This window comes from Streptomyces sp. NPDC057249 (assembly GCF_042669245.1).
Lineage (GTDB): Bacteria > Actinomycetota > Actinomycetes > Streptomycetales > Streptomycetaceae > Streptomyces.
In genome coordinates, this window is the sequence record NZ_JBHUXS010000003.1 from 260,800 (window position 1) to 277,750 (window position 16,951).

The 16,951-nt window shown below is 68.0% G+C and carries 14 protein-coding genes; 5 read left to right on the forward strand and 9 right to left on the reverse strand.

Annotated elements, in window-relative coordinates; genetic code table 11:
* Positions 1 to 133: 133 nt before the first annotated feature.
* The 5 genes from ACFUJY_RS07725 to ACFUJY_RS07745 all read right to left on the reverse strand — a co-directional run bounded on the left by ACFUJY_RS07725 (position 134) and on the right by ACFUJY_RS07745 (position 5,995).
* A complete protein-coding gene (locus ACFUJY_RS07725; protein ID WP_383295981.1) occupies positions 134 to 1,393 on the reverse strand; it encodes an ABC transporter ATP-binding protein in 1,260 nt (419 codons plus the stop codon).
* Positions 1,383 to 2,360 carry an ABC transporter ATP-binding protein gene (locus ACFUJY_RS07730; RefSeq protein WP_383295984.1) on the reverse strand — a complete coding sequence of 326 codons (978 nt, stop codon included), beginning with the start codon at positions 2,358 to 2,360 and terminating at the stop codon, positions 1,383 to 1,385. Before ACFUJY_RS07730 ends, ACFUJY_RS07725 begins: the two co-directional genes overlap by 11 nt.
* Before the next feature lie 13 nt (positions 2,361 to 2,373).
* Positions 2,374 to 3,348, reverse strand: a complete 975-nt coding sequence (locus ACFUJY_RS07735; RefSeq protein ID WP_383295987.1) for an ABC transporter permease — start codon at positions 3,346 to 3,348, stop codon at positions 2,374 to 2,376.
* Complete coding sequence (locus ACFUJY_RS07740; protein ID WP_383295990.1) at positions 3,341 to 4,264, reverse strand: ABC transporter permease; 924 nt, start codon at positions 4,262 to 4,264, stop codon at positions 3,341 to 3,343. The genes ACFUJY_RS07735 and ACFUJY_RS07740 overlap by 8 nt, the downstream gene beginning before the upstream one ends.
* 99 nt (positions 4,265 to 4,363) lie before the next feature.
* Positions 4,364 to 5,995, reverse strand: coding sequence for an ABC transporter substrate-binding protein (locus tag ACFUJY_RS07745; RefSeq protein ID WP_383295992.1), 1,632 nt, complete (start codon positions 5,993 to 5,995; stop codon positions 4,364 to 4,366).
* 506 nt (positions 5,996 to 6,501) lie between these two features.
* On the opposite strand from ACFUJY_RS07745, the gene ACFUJY_RS07750 reads away from it, so the two are divergent.
* The 5 genes from ACFUJY_RS07750 (at position 6,502) to ACFUJY_RS07770 (ending at position 12,656) form a co-directional block, all read left to right on the forward strand.
* A complete protein-coding gene (locus tag ACFUJY_RS07750) occupies positions 6,502 to 7,530 on the forward strand; it encodes an ABC transporter permease (protein ID WP_383295995.1) in 1,029 nt (342 codons plus the stop codon).
* 74 nt (positions 7,531 to 7,604) lie between these two features.
* Positions 7,605 to 9,395 (forward strand): ABC transporter substrate-binding protein, encoded by a 1,791-nt coding sequence (locus ACFUJY_RS07755; RefSeq protein WP_383295998.1) that lies wholly within the window; start codon positions 7,605 to 7,607, stop codon positions 9,393 to 9,395.
* An 86-nt stretch (positions 9,396 to 9,481) separates the two neighbouring features.
* Complete coding sequence (locus ACFUJY_RS07760; protein ID WP_383296001.1) at positions 9,482 to 10,462, forward strand: ABC transporter permease; 981 nt, start codon at positions 9,482 to 9,484, stop codon at positions 10,460 to 10,462.
* A gap of 11 nt (positions 10,463 to 10,473) precedes the next feature.
* A complete protein-coding gene (locus tag ACFUJY_RS07765; RefSeq protein WP_383296004.1) occupies positions 10,474 to 11,499 on the forward strand; it encodes an ABC transporter ATP-binding protein in 1,026 nt (341 codons plus the stop codon).
* Positions 11,500 to 11,525: 26 nt separating this feature from the next.
* Positions 11,526 to 12,656, forward strand: coding sequence for an ABC transporter ATP-binding protein (locus ACFUJY_RS07770; protein ID WP_383296007.1), 1,131 nt, complete (start codon positions 11,526 to 11,528; stop codon positions 12,654 to 12,656).
* 198 nt (positions 12,657 to 12,854) lie between these two features.
* Here the strand turns inward: ACFUJY_RS07770 and ACFUJY_RS07775 are convergent, their stop codons facing one another.
* From ACFUJY_RS07775 to ACFUJY_RS07790, 4 genes are read right to left on the reverse strand one after another with little or no spacing between them, the layout of a single operon-like run.
* Entirely contained in the window at positions 12,855 to 14,000 is a 1,146-nt protein-coding gene (locus tag ACFUJY_RS07775; RefSeq protein WP_383296009.1) for an ABC transporter ATP-binding protein, read from the reverse strand.
* Complete coding sequence (locus ACFUJY_RS07780; protein WP_383296012.1) at positions 13,993 to 15,051, reverse strand: ABC transporter ATP-binding protein; 1,059 nt, start codon at positions 15,049 to 15,051, stop codon at positions 13,993 to 13,995. Before ACFUJY_RS07780 ends, ACFUJY_RS07775 begins: the two co-directional genes overlap by 8 nt.
* 10 nt (positions 15,052 to 15,061) lie before the next feature.
* Entirely contained in the window at positions 15,062 to 16,009 is a 948-nt protein-coding gene (locus ACFUJY_RS07785) for an ABC transporter permease (protein WP_383296014.1), read from the reverse strand.
* Positions 16,002 to 16,934 (reverse strand): ABC transporter permease, encoded by a 933-nt coding sequence (locus ACFUJY_RS07790; RefSeq protein WP_383296484.1) that lies wholly within the window; start codon positions 16,932 to 16,934, stop codon positions 16,002 to 16,004. Before ACFUJY_RS07790 ends, ACFUJY_RS07785 begins: the two co-directional genes overlap by 8 nt.
* Between the last annotated feature and the right edge of the window lie 17 nt (positions 16,935 to 16,951).

Below are 16,951 nucleotides of genomic sequence, written 5' to 3' on the forward strand. Positions count from 1 at the left end.
CGCCGCCGCCCGCACGGCGACCGGCCGGGGGGCGTCACACCCCGCCGGCCGGTCCACGGCACCCGCACGGCCGTACGCCGTCCATGCTGCCGCGTCCGTATATCGGGGACGTTGCCCTCGTGTTAACGCCGCGTCAGACGGACCGGCTGCTCCCGGAGGGCGGGGGCGGGCCCTCGTCGCGGTCCGTCGGCCCGGGCCGCTGCGCCGTCTCCGCCGCCCGCTCCGCCGCCTCCTCCTGGCCGCCCTCGCCCGGCACGGAATCGAGCGTGCCCTCCGGCGGGACCACCCGCTTCTCCTCCGCGAAGTGGCAGGCGGAGGCGTGCCGGGCCGGGCTGTCCACGTCCAGGAAGGCCGCCGGGACCGCCAGCAGCGGCACCTCCAGCTCGCACCGCTCCTGCGCCTTCCAGCAGCGGGTGCGGAAGCGGCAGCCGGACGGCGGGTTGGCGGGCGAGGGCACGTCGCCGTGCAGGATGATCCGCTCGCGGAACTCCCGGGCCGCGGGGTCCGGCACCGGCACGGCGGAGAGCAGCGCCTGCGTGTAGGGGTGCGTGGGGTGGTCGTAGATCTCCGCGTCGGTGCCGATCTCGACGAACCGGCCCAGATACATTACGCCGACCCGGTCGGAGATGTGGCGCACGATGGACAGGTCGTGCGCGATGAAGACGTAACTCAGGTTGAACTCGGCCTGGAGCCGGTCCAGCAGGTTGACGACCTGCGCCTGGACGGAGACGTCGAGCGCGGAGACCGGTTCGTCGGCGACGATGATCTCCGGGTTGAGCGCGAGGCCGCGGGCGATGCCGATGCGCTGGCGCTGGCCGCCGGAGAACTGGTGCGGGTAGCGGTTGATGTACTCCGGGTTGAGCCCGACGACGTCCAGCAGCTCCTGGACTTTGCGGCGCCGGCTGCCCTTCGGGGCGACCTCGGGGTGGATCTCGTACGGCTCCCCGATGATGTCGCCGACCGTCATGCGCGGGTTGAGCGAGGTGTACGGGTCCTGGAACACCATCTGGATGTTGCGCCGGACGGCCTTGAGCGCCCGGCCGGAGAGCTTGGTGATGTCCTCGCCCTTGTACCGGATGGAGCCGGCCGTCGGCTTCTCCAGGTGCACGAGCAGCCGGGCGACCGTCGACTTGCCGCAGCCGGACTCCCCCACGACGCCCAGCGTCTCGCCGGCCCCGAGGTCGAAGGTGACCCCGTCGACGGCCTTGACCGCGCCGACCTGCTTCTTGATGAGGATGCCCTGGGTCAGCGGGTAGTGCTTGACGAGGTCGCGCACCTCCAGGATCGGTTCGCCGCCCGCGTACGCGCTCTCCCGGCGCGACTCGGACAGCAGGGTGCGCGCCGTCTCGCCCTCCTCACGGGCTTCCTTGCGCCCCGAGTGGTCAGCGTGCATCGAGCGTCTCCTTCCAGAAGTGGCAGGCGCTCTGTCGGTGCTCGGCCACGTCGTACAGCGGCGGCACGTCGGTGCGGCAGACGTCCTGGGCCATCGGGCAGCGCGGGTTGAAGGCGCAGCCGGGCGGGATGTGCAGCAGGTTGGGCGGCAGCCCCTTGATCGCGTACAGCTCCTGGCCCTTCTGGTCCAGGCGCGGGATGGAGGCCAGCAGGCCCTTGGTGTACGGGTGGGCGGGTGCCTTGTAGATGTCGTGCACGGGTGAGGTCTCGACGATCCGGCCCGCGTACATCACGGCGATCTTGTCGGCGACGTCCGCGACCACGCCGAGGTCGTGGGTGATGAGGATCAGGCCCATGTTCAGTTCGCGCTGGAGTTCGGCGAGCAGGTCCATCACCTGGGCCTGGACGGTCACGTCGAGGGCGGTGGTCGGCTCGTCGGCGATGATCAGGGAGGGCTCCAGGGCGAGCGCCATGGCGATCATGATGCGCTGGCGCATGCCGCCGGAGAACTGGTGCGGGTAGTTGCCCACCCGCTCCTTGGCGGCCGGGATGCGGACCCGGTCCATCAGCTCGACGGCCTTGGCCTTCGCGTCCTTGCGGGACATCCCGCGGTGCACCACGTACATCTCGCCGAGCTGCTCGCCGACGGTCAGCACGGGGTTGAGGGAGGACAGCGCGTCCTGGAAGATCATGGCCATCTCCTGGCCGCGGATCTTCCGGCGCTCGTCCTTCTTCATCTTCAGCAGGTCGCGGCCCTTGAACAGGATCTCGCCCCGCGGGATCTTCCCCGGGGGCATGTCGAGGATGCCCATGACCGCCTGGGCGGTGACCGACTTGCCGGAGCCGGATTCGCCGAGCACCGCCAGCGTCTCGCCCTCGGCCACCGAGTAGTTGACCCCGTTGACGGCCTTCACGACCCCGTCCCGGGTGTGGAACTCCACGTGCAGATCGCGCACTTCGAGCAACATGGCAGCGGACTCCTCAGCGCAGCTTGGGGTCGAGGGCGTCGCGCACCGCGTCGCCGAGCATGATGAAGGCCAGCACCGTGACCGCCAGCGCGCCGGCGGGCCAGAGGAGCATGTGCGGGGCGTTGCGGATGTACTGGGACGCGGCCGAGATGTCGATGCCCCAGGAGACGGCGGGCGGCTTCAGGCCGACGCCGAGGAACGACAGGGTCGCCTCCAGCGAGATGTACGTGCCCAGCGCGATCGTCGCGACGACGATGACCGGGGCGACGGCGTTCGGCGCGATGTGGCGCAGCATCATCCGGCCGTTGGAGGCGCCGAGGGCCCGGGCGGCCTGGACGTAGTCGTTGTGCTTGGCGGTGATGACGGAGCCGCGGGCGATGCGGGCGATCTGCGGCCAGCCGAGCAGGACGATGAAGCCGACCACCGGCCAGACGGTGGAGCTGGTCACCACGGAGAGGAAGACCAGGCCGCCGAGGACCACGGGGATACCGAAGAAGATGTCGGTGAGCCGGGACAGGATCGCGTCCCACCAGCCGCCGAAGAACCCCGCGAGGCCGCCGAGGACACTACCGATCAGGGCGACCCCGAGGGTGGAGCAGATGCCGACGGTGACGGAGTTGCGGGCGCCGTACACGACCCGGGTGTAGACGTCGCAGCCCTGTCCGTCGAAGCCGAAGGGGTGGCCGGGCTGGGAGCCCTCCTGGGCCTTGCCGAGGTCGCAGTCGAGCGGGTCGCCGGACGCGATGAGCTGCGGCCAGATCGAGATGACCACCAGGAACAGGATGATCAGCGCGGAGATGATGAAGACCGGGTTGCGGCGCAGGTCGCGCCAGGCGTCGGACCACAGGCTCTGCGGTTTGGTGTCGGGGCCGGTCCCCCCGGGTCCGCCGGGGGTCTTCTCCAGGCTGTCGCCCTCCGCGAGCGCGAGGTCCGTGGGCCCGCCGGCTCCGGCGGCCGAGATCGCCTCGTCCGGTGTCTGCTCAGGCATAGCGGATCCTCGGGTCGAGTACGGCGTACAGGAGGTCGACGATCAGGTTGGCCGCCAGGAAGACGAGCACCAGGACGGTGACGAAGCCGACGACGGTCTGCGAGTTCTGGCGGAGGATGCCCTGGTAGAGCTGGTAGCCGACGCCGTGGATGTTGAAGATCCGCTCGGTGACGATCGCCCCGCCCATCAGGGCGCCCACGTCCGTACCGATGAAGGTGACGACGGGGATCAGCGAGTTGCGCAGCAGGTGCCGGATGACCACGCGGCGCCGGGGGAGCCCCTTGGCGGTCGCGGTGCGGACGTAGTCGGCGCGGGTGTTCTCGGCGATCGAGGTCCGGGTGAGCCGGGTGACGTACGCCAGCGAGACGGAGGCGACCACCAGGCCCGGGATGATCAGCTCGTTGAGCGGGGCCTCGGGCGAGACGGACGGCTTGATGACGTCCCACTCGACGCCCAGGAGCAGCTGGAGCAGCAGACCGGTGACGAAGGTCGGGACGGAGATCACGATCAGCGTCAGGATGAGGACGGTGGTGTCGACCGGCCGGCCGCGGCGCAGCCCGGTGACGACGCCGAGGCTGATGCCGATGACGATCTCGAAGACGATCGCGACGAGGGTGAGGCGGATGGTGATGGGGAAGGCGGTGCCCATCAGCTCGGTGACCTCCTGCCCGTTGAACGCGGTGCCGAAGTCGCCGGTGAAGACGTTGCCCATGTAGGTGAGGTATTGCTGCCACACCGGCTTGTCGAGGCCGAATTCCGCGCGGAGTTGGGCGGCGGTCGCCGGGTCGCACTGGCGGTCGCCGCAGAGACCGGCGATGGGGTCGCCCATCACGTTCACCATCAGGAAGATCAACAGCGTGGTGCCGAAGAAGACCGGGATCATCTGCAGCAGCCGCCGGATCACATAACGTCCCATGAAGGGCTCCGGGGGTCGCGGGGACGGAGGCTGAGGAGTCGGGGGACGGGGAAGCCGGGCGGCCGGTGCGTCACCGCACGGGTCACCCGGCTTCGTCCCTTACTTGACCTTGATCTGCTCGTACACCGGGACGCTGAACTGGTTCAGCGAGACGTTGGTGACGTTCTCCGAGTAGCCGGCGCTGCCGTTCTGGTACCAGAGCGGGATGACGGGCATCTGCTCGACCATGACCTTCTCGGCGTCCTGGAAGAGGGAGACGGCCTTGGCCTTGTCGGACTCGGCGTTGGCCTTGTCCACGAGGTCGTCGAACTGCTTGTTGCTCCACTTGCCGTCGTTGGACGAGGCGTTGGTGTAGTACACGGGCTGCAGGAAGTTCTGGATGAGCGGGTAGTCCATCTGCCAGCCGGCGCGCCAGGGGCCGTGCAGCTTCTGCTGGGAGACCTGGCTGCGGAAGTCGGCGAAGGTGCCGATGGGGGCGCCGACGCAGGCCCGGTTGTTGCCCATGACCTTGTTGATGCTGTTGCAGACGGCGTCGACCCACTCCTTGTGCGAGCCGGTGTCCCCGTTGTACGCGATCTTGAGCTGGCCGCCGGGGATGCCGCCGCCTTCCTGGATCAGCTTCTTGGCCTCGGCGGCGTTGTACGTGCACTCCTTGCCGCAGAGCCCCTTCTTGAAGCCGCCGTCCTCACCGAGGACCGGTGAGGTCCAGTCGGATGCGGGGGTGCGGGTCTTCTGGAAGATCTGGTTGGTGATCTGCTCCCGGTTGATCGCCATCGACAGGCCCTGGCGGACCTTGGCCGCGCCGGGGGTATCCCACTGCTTGTCGTAGAACGGGAAGGCGAGGGTCTGGATGATGCCGGCCGGGGTGTTGATGTAGCGGTCGCCAAGGTCCGATTTGACGTTCTTGAGCTGCGAGGCGGGCACGTCGTCGACGAGGTCGAGGTTGCCCGCGGTCAGGTCGGTGTAGGCGGTGTTGTTGTCGGTGTAGACCTTGAGGTCGATGCCGCCGTTCTGCGCCTTGTCGTCCCCGGGGTAGTCGTCCCACTTGCGCAGGCTCATCGAGGAGCCCTTGGTGTACTTCTCGATGGTGTACGGACCGTTGCCGACCGGCTTGGAGAGCCAGCCGGCGTGGTCGCTGAAGAAGGCCTTGGGCAGCGGGGCGAAGGCCGGGTAGCCGAGGGTGTCGGGCCACAGCGAGAACTTCTGCGACAGCTTGACCGTGAAGGTCATGTCGTTGACGATCTTGAGGCCGGAGAGCTTGGTGGCACTGGCCTTGCCGGACTCCGGGTGGACGTCCTCGTAGCCGTCGATGTAACCGAAGAAGTAGGCGTTCTTCTGGTTGTTCTTGAGCAGGGCGCCGTAGTTCCAGGCGTCCACGAAGGACTTGGCGGTGATCTTCTCACCGTTGCTGAAGGTCCAGCCGTCCTTCACCGTCACGGTGAAGTTCTGGTTGTCCTTGGTCTCGATCTTCTCGGCGAGCATGTTCAGCGCCTCGCCGGTCTTCGGGTCGTACCGCTTCAGACCCCGGAAGATCATGTCGAGGACCTTGCCGCCCTGCACCTCGTTGGTGTTGGCCGGCTCCAACGGGTTCTGCGGGTCACCCCAGGACGAGCTGACGATCCCGTCGGCGCCACCGCCACCGCCACCGCTGTCGCCCCCGCCGCAGGCCGTCGCCGCCAGGGCGACGGCCGCCGCGCATGCGGCCCACTTGACGTGTGTGGCTCCGCGCATGGAGTGCCTCCTCGTTCTGCTCCGGCTTACGTGAGGTCAAATATCACCTCGGAACGGGGCGTACGCATATCTACTCCCCCCATTCGGGCAGGCCGGTCGCCGCCCGGCCGCTCGCACACACCCCCGGACACCGGATTCCGGACGCGTGCGCGACACCGCGACAGGGCCTCCCACCCCCTCTGACGAGCGGCGAAGCGATAACGACGGGGCAACGAACCGGCATCGGCCGCATAGCACCACATCCGGATGTACGAATTCCGAGACAATGCCGCCCGGATATCGGACTCAATGCCCGGATTGAATTGAATTGCAGGTCAATATGCCCTGGATCAGGCAAACGCAAGGTAAAAGACTCGCCATGCGATGGTCATGAACGGGTCAAAGTGCCAAAGAGCGGACCAAGGCGGCTCGACATTCATTGACCCTGCGTGAATTGCGTTGAAAAAGTCCGGGTAGCCCGTGGGTGTGCCCTGCGGAGTCCTTCGACCCTCCGGGCCAGGAGCACCATGACGATTCCAACCTCGAACGCAGCAGCCCCCCTTGAGGCGGCGGACATGACGGCGGCCGTCCCGCCGGAGACCGACGCACGCAAGGGAGGTGACGGCCGGTCGCCCGGAAAACTCGCCTGGCGCCGATTCAAGCGGGACCGCACCGGCATGATTTCCGCCTATGTGGTCATTTTCTTCTTCGTGGTGGCCATTGCCGCCCCGCTGATCGCGAAGCTGTACGGAAAGGACCCGTACACCACGTACGGGCAGAACGACACCAGTCTGCTGGACGACTTCGGTTCCCCGGTCCTCCCCAACGGCGGGATCAGCAGTGACTTCTGGTTCGGCATCGAGCCCGGTCTCGGCCGGGACGTCTTCACCTTCCTGCTCTACGGCATCCGCAACTCCCTGCTCATCGCCGCCGCCACCACGCTCCTCGTCACGGTGATCGGCATCGCGATCGGCATCACCGCGGGCTATCTCGGAGGCAAGACGGACTACCTGGTCGGCCGGGTCATCGACATCCTGCTGGCCTTCCCGTCCACACTCTTCTTCATCGCCTTCTGGCCCGTACTGCTCTCGATCCTGGTCGACCCGGAGGAGAACACCCCGGTCTGGCTGACCGTGGTCACCCTCATCTCGGTCATGACCGCCTTCGGCTGGGCGTCCATCGCCCGTCTGCTGCGCGGTGAGGTGCTGGCCCTGCGCGAGCGCGAATTCGTGGAGGCCGCCAAGGTCACCGGCGCCTCCCCGGCACGGATCATCTTCAAGGAACTGCTGCCCAACCTCTGGACACCCATCCTGATCCAGGCCACGCTCGCGCTGCCCGCGTACGTGACGGCGGAGGCGGGTCTCGCCTTCCTCGGCGTCGGGCTGACGTCTCCGACCCCGGACTGGGGCGTGATGATCCAGCGCGGCTCGGACGTCTACCAGAGCGACATCACGTTCATGCTCTTCCCCGGCGCGTCGATGGTGATCTTCGTGATCGCCTTCAACCTCCTCGGCGACTCCGTGCGCGACGCACTGGACCCCAAGACCAAGCGCTGAATCCGCCGTACTCCGGACGGGCGACGGGGCCCACCCGGATCCACCGTTTCTCCACTCGACCAGAGCAGGAAGCCATGTCTCTCTCCCGCAGAAACTTCGTCATCGCCACGTCGGTCGCGGCCGGCGGCTCGATGGTGCTCACCGCCTGCAGCAGCGGCAGCTCCAGCACCGGCAAGGACGGCAGCAAGAGCAAGGGCCACGGCGGCACCGACAAGTACACCGGCTCGGTGGTCGTCGGCACCAAGGAGGACTCCACCGGCCCCGCCCCCGAGGTCCCCGGCGCCAAGAAGGGCGGGACGATCCGCGGCATCGCCCCCGACGACTTCTCGCACCTGGACCCGCAGCGCATCTACTTCTCGTGGAACTCCGCGGTCGGTGACCTCTTCATCCGCTGCCTGACCGGCTACAAGATCGCCGCCGACGGCTCGATGAAGCTCGTGGGCGACCTCGCCACCGACGCCGGCACCACCAAGGACGGCGGCAAGACCTGGGAGTTCACGCTCAAGGACGGCCTCAAGTGGGAGGACGGCAAGGAGCTGACCGTCGAGGACGTGCGCCACGGCATCGAGCGCGGCTTCGCCAGCTTCACCACCGAGGGCGCCGGCTACGCCCAGCAGGCGCTCACCGGCACCACCGACTTCCGCGGGAAGTACAAGGGCCCGTACGGCGGCAAGCACCTCGACTCGGTCGTGACCGACAAGGCCGCGAAGACCATCACCTTCAAGCTCGTCGAGGCTCGCCCGGACTTCAACTTCACCCTGGCGATGAGCTCCTACGGCGCCGTCCCGGTCAAGGGCGACAGCAAGGAGAAGTACGACAAGGACCCGGTCTCGGCCGGCCCGTACCGCATCAAGTCGCACTCCGTCGACAAGTCGATGACCCTGGTCCGCAACGAGCACTGGGACCCGAACACCGACGCGATCCGCACCGCGTACCCGGACCAGTTCGTCTACGAGTTCGGCCCCGAATCCCTCCAGGCCACCGACCGCCTGATCGCCGACTCCGGCGACGACCAGTACGCCGTCATGGCGTACAGCGGCGTCCCGGCCGAGCGCATCCAGAAGGTCCTCACGGACGCCGAGCTGAAGAAGCGCACCTTCAACGGTCTGCTCACCGGCATCTACTACTACGCGATCAACACCAAGCGCATCACCGACGTGAAGGTGCGCCAGGCCCTGATCCACGCCTGGCCGCTGGAGCAGATCCGCAAGATCTACGGTGGTCCGTCGGCCGGTGACTACGCCACGTCCATCCTGAGCCCCGACATCATGGGCTACGCCAAGGACGACGTCTACGGCAAGCTGAAGAAGCCGCAGGGCGACCCGGAGAAGGCGAAGGCGCTGCTGAAGGAGGCGGGCAAGGAAGGTCAGAAGATCGTCTACGCCTTCCCGCAGAGCAACACCTACGACAAGACCAAGGTCGTCATCGAGAACGCCCTCAAGGCGGCCGGCTTCGAGGTCGTTCTCAAGCCGATGGAGTCCACCAGCTACTACGACGGCATCCAGAAGATCGACAACAAGTTCGACGTGATGTGGTTCGGCTGGTCCCCGGACTGGCCGACCGGCTACACGCTGATGCAGCCGCTGTTCGACGGCGGCACCATCGCGGACGGCGCGAACAACATCTCGCAGCTGAACGTCGACTGGGTCAACGAGGCCATCAAGAAGAACGTCACCATCGCCGACCCGGTCGAGGCCGGCAAGGCGTGGGCCGCGCTCGACAAGCGGATCATGACGGAGGAGGCGCCGATCATCCCCGAGACGTTCCAGCGCCGCTTCTACCTGTACGGCTCCAAGGTCGGCGGCGCCATGTTCCACCCGCTGTGGTCCTCGGCCGTGTTCTACAAGCTGTTCGTGAAGGCCTAGCCGACACCCCCTGAGGCGGGGCGCCCACGCGGCGCCCCGCCCGCTCCCCTCCCCCTCGTCGGCGTCTGCCAGGGAAATCCATCGCCATGTTCCGCTTCCTCATCCGCCGGGCAATCGGCGCACTGGTCATCCTGCTGATCATCAGTGCCATCACCTTCGTCCTCTTCTACGTCGCGCCCCGCGACCCCGCCCGTGCGGCCTGCGGCAAGATCTGCACGCCGGAGACGCTGGCGCTGGTCAAGCAGAACCTCGGCATCGCCGACCCGCTGCCCGTGCAGTACTGGCACTGGCTGGAGGGCGTGTTCGTCGGCCGCGACTACAGCTCGTTCGGCCACTGCCCCGCGCCGTGCCTCGGCTACTCGTTCCGCAACCGCGAGCCGGTCCTCGCCACCATCCTGGACCGTCTCCCGACGACGCTCTCCCTCTCCGTCGGCAGCGCGGTCGTCTTCGTGCTCTTCGGTGTGGGCACCGGCATGCTGGCCGCCGTGAAGCAGGGCAAGACGCTGGACAAGGTCGCCTCCTCGGCGTCCCTGATCGGCTCCTCGATGCAGATCTACATCGTCGGCGTGGTCGCCATGTACTACCTCAGCGACCAGTGGCACATCCTCAGCCGCCCGAAGGACGTCCCGTTCACCCAGGACCCGGCCGGCTGGTTCTCCGGACTGCTGCTGCCGTGGCTGGTGCTGGCGCTGATCTTCACCGCCAACTACACGCGTATGACCCGCTCCCAGCTCGTGGAGACGATGAGCGAGGACTACGTCCGCACCGCCCGCGCCAAGGGCCTGTCCCGGCGCACCGTGTTCTTCCGGTTCGCCTGGCGCGGCGCGATGGGCCCGATCGTCACCATCTTCGGACTCGACCTCGGCCTGCTGCTCGGCGGCGCGATCATCACCGAGAAGACCTTCGGTCTGCACGGCATCGGCGCCCTGTCGATCAAGGCGGTCTACGACAACGACCTCCCGATGATCCTAGGGGTCGTCCTGGTCGCGGCGGCGGCGATCGTCCTCTTCAACATCATCGTCGACGCCGTCTACGCCCTCATCGACCCACGCGTCCGCCTCGCCTAGGGAGAGACCCCATGAGCACCCCCTTCCTCTCCGTACGCGATCTGCGCGTGCACTTCTCCAGCGAAGACGGCATGGTCAAGGCCGTCGACGGGCTCTCGTTCGACCTGGAGCGCGGCCGGACCCTCGGCATCGTCGGCGAGTCCGGCTCCGGCAAGTCCGTCACCAACCTGGCCATCCTCGGGCTGCACCACCCCGACCACACCACGATCGAGGGCGAGATCCTGCTCGACGGGCAGGACCTGCTGGCCGCCTCCGAGCGGGAGCTGGAGCGGCTGCGCGGCAACAAGATGGCCATGGTCTTCCAGGACGCCCTGGCCTCGCTGTCGCCGTACCACACCGTCGGCAAGCAGATCGGCGAGACGTTCCGCAAGCACACCGGCGCCTCCAAGCAGGAGGCCCGGGCGCGGGCCGTCGAGATGCTCACCAAGGTGGGCATCCCGCAGCCGAACCTGCGCGTGGACGACTACCCGCACCAGTTCTCCGGCGGTATGCGCCAGCGCGCGATGATCGCCATGTCGCTGGTCTGCAACCCCTCGCTGCTGATCGCGGACGAGCCGACGACCGCGCTCGACGTCACCGTGCAGGCCCAGATCATGGACCTGCTCAAGGACCTCCAGCAGGAGTTCGGCACCTCGATCATCTTCATCACGCACGACCTCGGGGTCATCGCCGACATCGCGGACGACGTCCTCGTGATGTACGGCGGGCGCTGTGTGGAGCGGGGTACGAAGAAGGAGGTGCTGCGCACGCCCCAGCACCCGTACACCTGGGGTCTGCTGGGCTCGATGCCCACCCTCGAAGGCCCGGTGGACGTGCCGCTGTCGCCGATCCCCGGTACCCCGCCGAGCCTCCTCAACCCGCCGACCGGCTGCCGCTTCCACCCCCGGTGCTCGTTCACCGAGCAGGTCGGCGGCGACCGCTGCTCGGCCCAGCAGCCTCCGCTGGACCTGGTGTCCGGGCGCGGGGCGGCCTGCCACCTGACCCCGGAGCAGCGCGCGGAGTTCTTCAGCGACTTCGCCGGCACCCGGGCCAACTGACGTACAAGAGACGGGACTTTCCCACCATGAGCAGCACCGATCCCCTCCTGGACGTCTCCGGACTCACCAAGCACTTCCCGATCAAGGGCGGCTTCCCGATCCGGCGGACCGTGGGGGCCGTCCAGGCCGTGGACGGACTGGACTTCACCGTCGCCGAGGGCGAGAGCCTGGGCCTGGTCGGCGAGTCCGGCTGCGGCAAGTCGACCACGGGCCGGCTGATCACCCGGCTGCTGGAGCCGACCGCGGGCCGGATCACCTACCGCGGGCAGGACATCACGCACGCCGGCCGCAAGCAGCTGGCGCCGGTCCGCTCCGAGATCCAGATGATCTTCCAGGACCCGTACGCCTCGCTGAACCCGCGCCAGACGGTCGGCAAGATCGTGTCGGCGCCGATGGAGGTCAACGGCATCGAGCCGCCCGGTGGGCGCGAGGCGCGGGTGCGGGAGCTGCTGGAGACGGTCGGGCTCAACCCGGAGCACTACAACCGCTTTCCGCACGAGTTCTCCGGCGGTCAGCGCCAGCGCATCGGGGTGGCCCGCGCACTGGCCCTGGAGCCGAAGCTGATCGTGGCGGACGAGCCGGTGTCGGCGCTCGACGTGTCGATCCAGGCGCAGGTGGTCAACCTGCTGCAGAAGCTCCAGAAGGAGCTGGGGATCGCCTTCCTGTTCATCGCCCACGACCTGGCCGTCGTGCGGCACTTCTCGCAGCGCGTGGCCGTGATGTACCTCGGCCGGATCGTGGAGATCGCGGACCGCGAGGACCTGTACGGCAATCCGCGCCACCCCTACACGCGGGCGCTGCTCTCCGCCGTGCCCGAGGCCACCGCGGACGACACGCCCGCCCGTGAGCGCATCCGGCTCACCGGCGACGTCCCGTCCCCCGTCGATCCGCCGTCCGGCTGCCGCTTTCGCACCCGCTGCTGGAAGGCGACGGACAAGTGCGCGAGCGAGACGCCCCCGCTGGTACGGGTCTCCGGCAGCCGTGAGGGCCACCTGACGGCCTGCCACTACCCGGAGGACTCCCGGTCGGTGGCCGCCGTCCCGCAGGCCCGCAAGGAGGCCGCGAAGCCCGCCAAGAGCCTCGGCACGGCGGACGCGAAGCCCGCCAAGACCCTGGAGAAGGACGGCGGACCCGAAGACCGCGAGGCGCGAGGCTGACACCCCTCGCCTCGGCCCCGGGGCCGTACGCCCGGCGCGGGACCCGACCGGTCCCCGCCCGCCGTACGGCTCCGGCCGGGGGAACCGAGCACGCAACGGCCCATTGACCCGAGCACCCTGCGAGCCCGGTTCCCGGTACACGGGAAAGGCGCCCCGGAACCGATCGGTTCCGGGGCGCCTTTCGTCGCGCGCGGCGGGTTACGAGGCCGCGTGCACCACGTCCTTCTCCTCCGCGAAGTGGCAGGCCGACTCGTGGGCGGCCGGCGTCTTCGAGGCCTTGAAGCGCTCGGGGACCGCGAGGAGCGGCACCTCGGTGGCGCACTTGTCCTGGGCCTTCCAGCAGCGGGTGCGGAAGCGGCAGCCCGAGGGCGGGTTGGCCGGCGACGGGACGTCACCGGAGAGGATGATCCGCTCGCGGCCGTCGCGGGCCTCCGGGTCGGGGACCGGGACCGCCGACAGCAGCGCCTGGGTGTAGGGGTGCGTCGGGTGGTCGTAGATCTGGACGTCCGTACCGATCTCGGCCATCTTGCCGAGGTACATGACGCCGACCCGGTCGGAGATGTGCCGGACGATCGACAGGTCGTGCGCGATGAAGAGGTAGGAGAGGTTGAACTCGTCCTGGAGCTTCTCCATCAGGTTGACGACCTGCGCCTGCACCGACACGTCGAGCGCGGAGACCGGCTCGTCGCAGATGATGATCTCCGGGTTGAGCGCGAGGCCGCGGGCGATGCCGATGCGCTGGCGCTGGCCGCCGGAGAACTGGTGCGGGTAGCGGTTGATGTACTCCGGGTTGAGCCCGACGACGTCCAGCAGCTCCTGGACCCTGCGCCGACGGTCGCCCTTGGGAGCCACCTCCGGGTGGATCTCGTACGTCTCGCCGATGATGTCGCCCACCGTCATACGGGGGTTGAGCGAGGTGTACGGGTCCTGGAACACCATCTGGATGTTGCGCCGGACGGCCTTCAGGGCGCGGCCGGACAGCTTGGTGATGTCCTGGCCCTTGTAGAAGACCTCGCCGGCGGTGGCCCGCTCCAGCGACATCAGCAGCTTGGCCACGGTGGACTTGCCGCAGCCGGACTCGCCGACGATGCCGAGCGTCTCGCCCGCGTACAGGTCGAACGAGATGCCGTCGACGGCCTTGACCGCGCCGACCTGCTTCTGGAACAGGATGCCCTGCGTCAGCGGGAAGTGCTTGACGAGGTTGCGCACCTGGAGGATCGGCTCCCCCTGCGACACGGGCGCGTCGATGGCGGCTACGGCCTCCGCCTCGGTCGCCGCGTCGACGGCCTCCACGTCGGAGACGTTGGGGGTGGCGTCCACGGACTCCTTCGAGATGTCAGCCATGGATCGTCTCCTTCCAGAAGTGACAGGCGCTGCGGCGGCCGGCCAGCTCGGTGCCGTCCTGCTCCGTCACCGCGTGCAGCGGCGGGATGTCCGAACGGCAGATGTCCTGGGCCATGGTGCAGCGCGGGTTGAAGGCGCAGCCCGACGGCACGTGCAGCAGGTTGGGCGGCAGGCCCTTGATCGCGAAGAGCTCCTGGCCCTTCTGGTCCAGGCGCGGGATCGAGGCCAGCAGACCCTTGGTGTACGGGTGCGCGGGGCGCTTGTAGATCTCGTGCACCGGGGCGGTCTCGACGATCCGGCCCGCGTACATCACGGCGATCTTGTCGGCGACGTCCGCCACGACACCCAGGTCGTGGGTGATCAGGATCAGGCCCATGTTGTACTCGCGCTGGAGCTCCGCGAGCAGGTCCATCACCTGGGCCTGGACGGTCACGTCGAGCGCGGTGGTCGGCTCGTCCGCGATGATCAGGTCCGGTTCCAGGGCGAGCGCCATCGCGATCATGATGCGCTGGCGCATACCGCCGGAGAACTGGTGCGGGTAGTCCGAGACCCGGGCCGCGGCGGCCGGGATCTTCACCTGGTCCATCAGCTCGATGGCCTTGGCGCGGGCTTCCTTCTTGGACAGGCCCTGGTGGACCCGGAACATCTCGCCGAGCTGGTAGCCGACGGTGAGGACCGGGTTCAGCGAGGACAGCGCGTCCTGGAAGATCATGGCGATCTTCTGGCCGCGGATCTGCCGGCGCTCCTCCTGGGACATCTTGAGCATGTCCTGGCCGCGGAAGAAGATCTCGCCCTGGGGGATCTTGCCGGGCGGCATGTCGAGGATGCCCATGATGGCCTGCGCCGTCACGGACTTGCCGGAGCCGGACTCACCGAGGACGGCGAGGGTCTCGCCGGCGTCCACGCTGTAGTTGACCCCGTTGACCGCCTTGGCCACACCGTCGCGGGTGTGGAACTCCACGTGCAGGTCACGGACTTCGAGCAGGGGGCCGACGTGGTCGTCCCCCCGTCGTGCGGACGGGACTTCGGCGGTCTTGTTGATGGTGGCCACGTTCGCCCTCCTATCGCGACTTCGGATCGAGGGCGTTGCGGACGGCTTCGCCGAGCATGATGAACGCCAGAACGGTGATGCTGAGCATGATCGACGGGTAGATCAGGATGTGCTGCGCCACCCGGATCTGGTTCGAGCCGGTCGAGATGTCGATGCCCCACGAGATGGTCGGGTCGGCGAGGCCGAGACCCAGGTACGACAGGGTCGCCTCGGCCGAGATGTACACGCCCAGCGAGATGGTGGCGACGACGATCACCGGCGCCATCACGTTCGGCAGGATGTGCCGGAACATGATCCGGCTGGTGCTCGCGCCGAGCGCCCGCGCCGCTTGTACGTAGTCGGCCGCCTTGGCGGTGATCACTGCGCCTCGCATGACACGGGCGATCTGCGTCCAGCCCAGGAACGCCAGGGCGAGGACGACGACCCACACCTTGCGCTCGCTGAACGACTGGAGCACGACCATCGCGCCGAGCAGGAAGGGCAGGCCGAGGAAGATGTTGGTGAAGCCGGAGAGGACGGCGTCCACCCAGCCGCCGAAGAACCCGGACAGCATGCCGATGAGGCCGCCGAACAGGGTCACCAGCACGGTGACGCACACGCCGACGGTGATCGAGGCGCGGGTGCCGTAGATGACGCGGGCGTAGACGCTGCGGCCCTGCCCGTCGTAGCCGAGCCAGCCCTCCGAGCCGATCTTGCTCAGCTCCGGCTTCTTCAGGAAGTGCTTCCCGAGGTCCGCGTGGGTCGCCGAGGCCCCGGTGAACAGGCCGGGGAAGACGGCTATCACCAGGAGGATGACGATGAGGACGGACGACACCAGGAAGTACGGATTGCGGCGCAGGTCGGCCCAGGCGTCGCCCCACAGGCTGCGCGCCTTGGCGGCCTTCACGACGGAGGTCGGGTCCGTCACGGGACCGTGGACGTCCTCGGGCGCGGGTGCGGTCTTGGTCACGTCAGGCATAACGGATCCTCGGGTCCAGGACCGCGTACAGCAGGTCGACGATCAGGGTCATGAACAGGTAGACGAGCACCAGGATGGTGACGAGGCCCACCAGGGTGGTGCCTTCACGCCGGGTGATCGACTCGACGATGGTGCCGCCGATGCCCTTGACGTTGAAGACGGACTCGGTGACGACCGCACCGCCCATCAGGGCGCCCAGGTCGGTGCCCAGGAAGGTGACGACGGGGATCATCGAGTTGCGCATCAGGTGCACACCGATGATGCGGCGCTTGGGAAGTCCCTTGGCGACGGCCGTGCGCATGTAGTCGGACCGCAGGTTCTCGGCCATCGTCGTACGGGTCAGTCGTGCCACGTACGCGAGGGAGAGCGAACCGAGCACGATGGCCGGGGTCAGCAGCTCGCTCCAGGTCGCCTCGTTCGAGACGTTGGGCGAGATCAGCCCGAGCTGGTCGGCGAAGACGGACTTCACGATGTGCGCCAGCACGAAGACGGGGATCGAGATGATCAGCAGCGTGAGGATCAGGACCGCGTTGTCGGCCAGCCGGCCGGCGCGCAGGCCCGCGATCATGCCGAGGCCGATGCCGAGGATGATCTCGATGACGAACGCCATGCTCGCCAGTCGCAGCGTCACCGGGAAGGCGTCGCCGAGCACGTCGGTGACGGGGCGCCCGCTGGCTATCTGGTCACCGAAGTCCAGGTGGAAGAGCATGCCCTTCATGTATTCCCAGTACTGCACCAGAATCGGCTGGTCCAGTCCGAGCTTGTGCCGCATCGCTTCCAGAGTGGCCGGGTCGGCCCCCTTGTCCCCGAAGAGCCCGCGCACGGGGTCGCCGGGCAGCGTGTAGACCATCAGGAAGATCAGCAGCGTTGTCCCGAGAAAGACCGGGATCATCTGGAGCAGTCGTCGTGCGACATAGCGCCCCATCATGCCTCCATGTAATA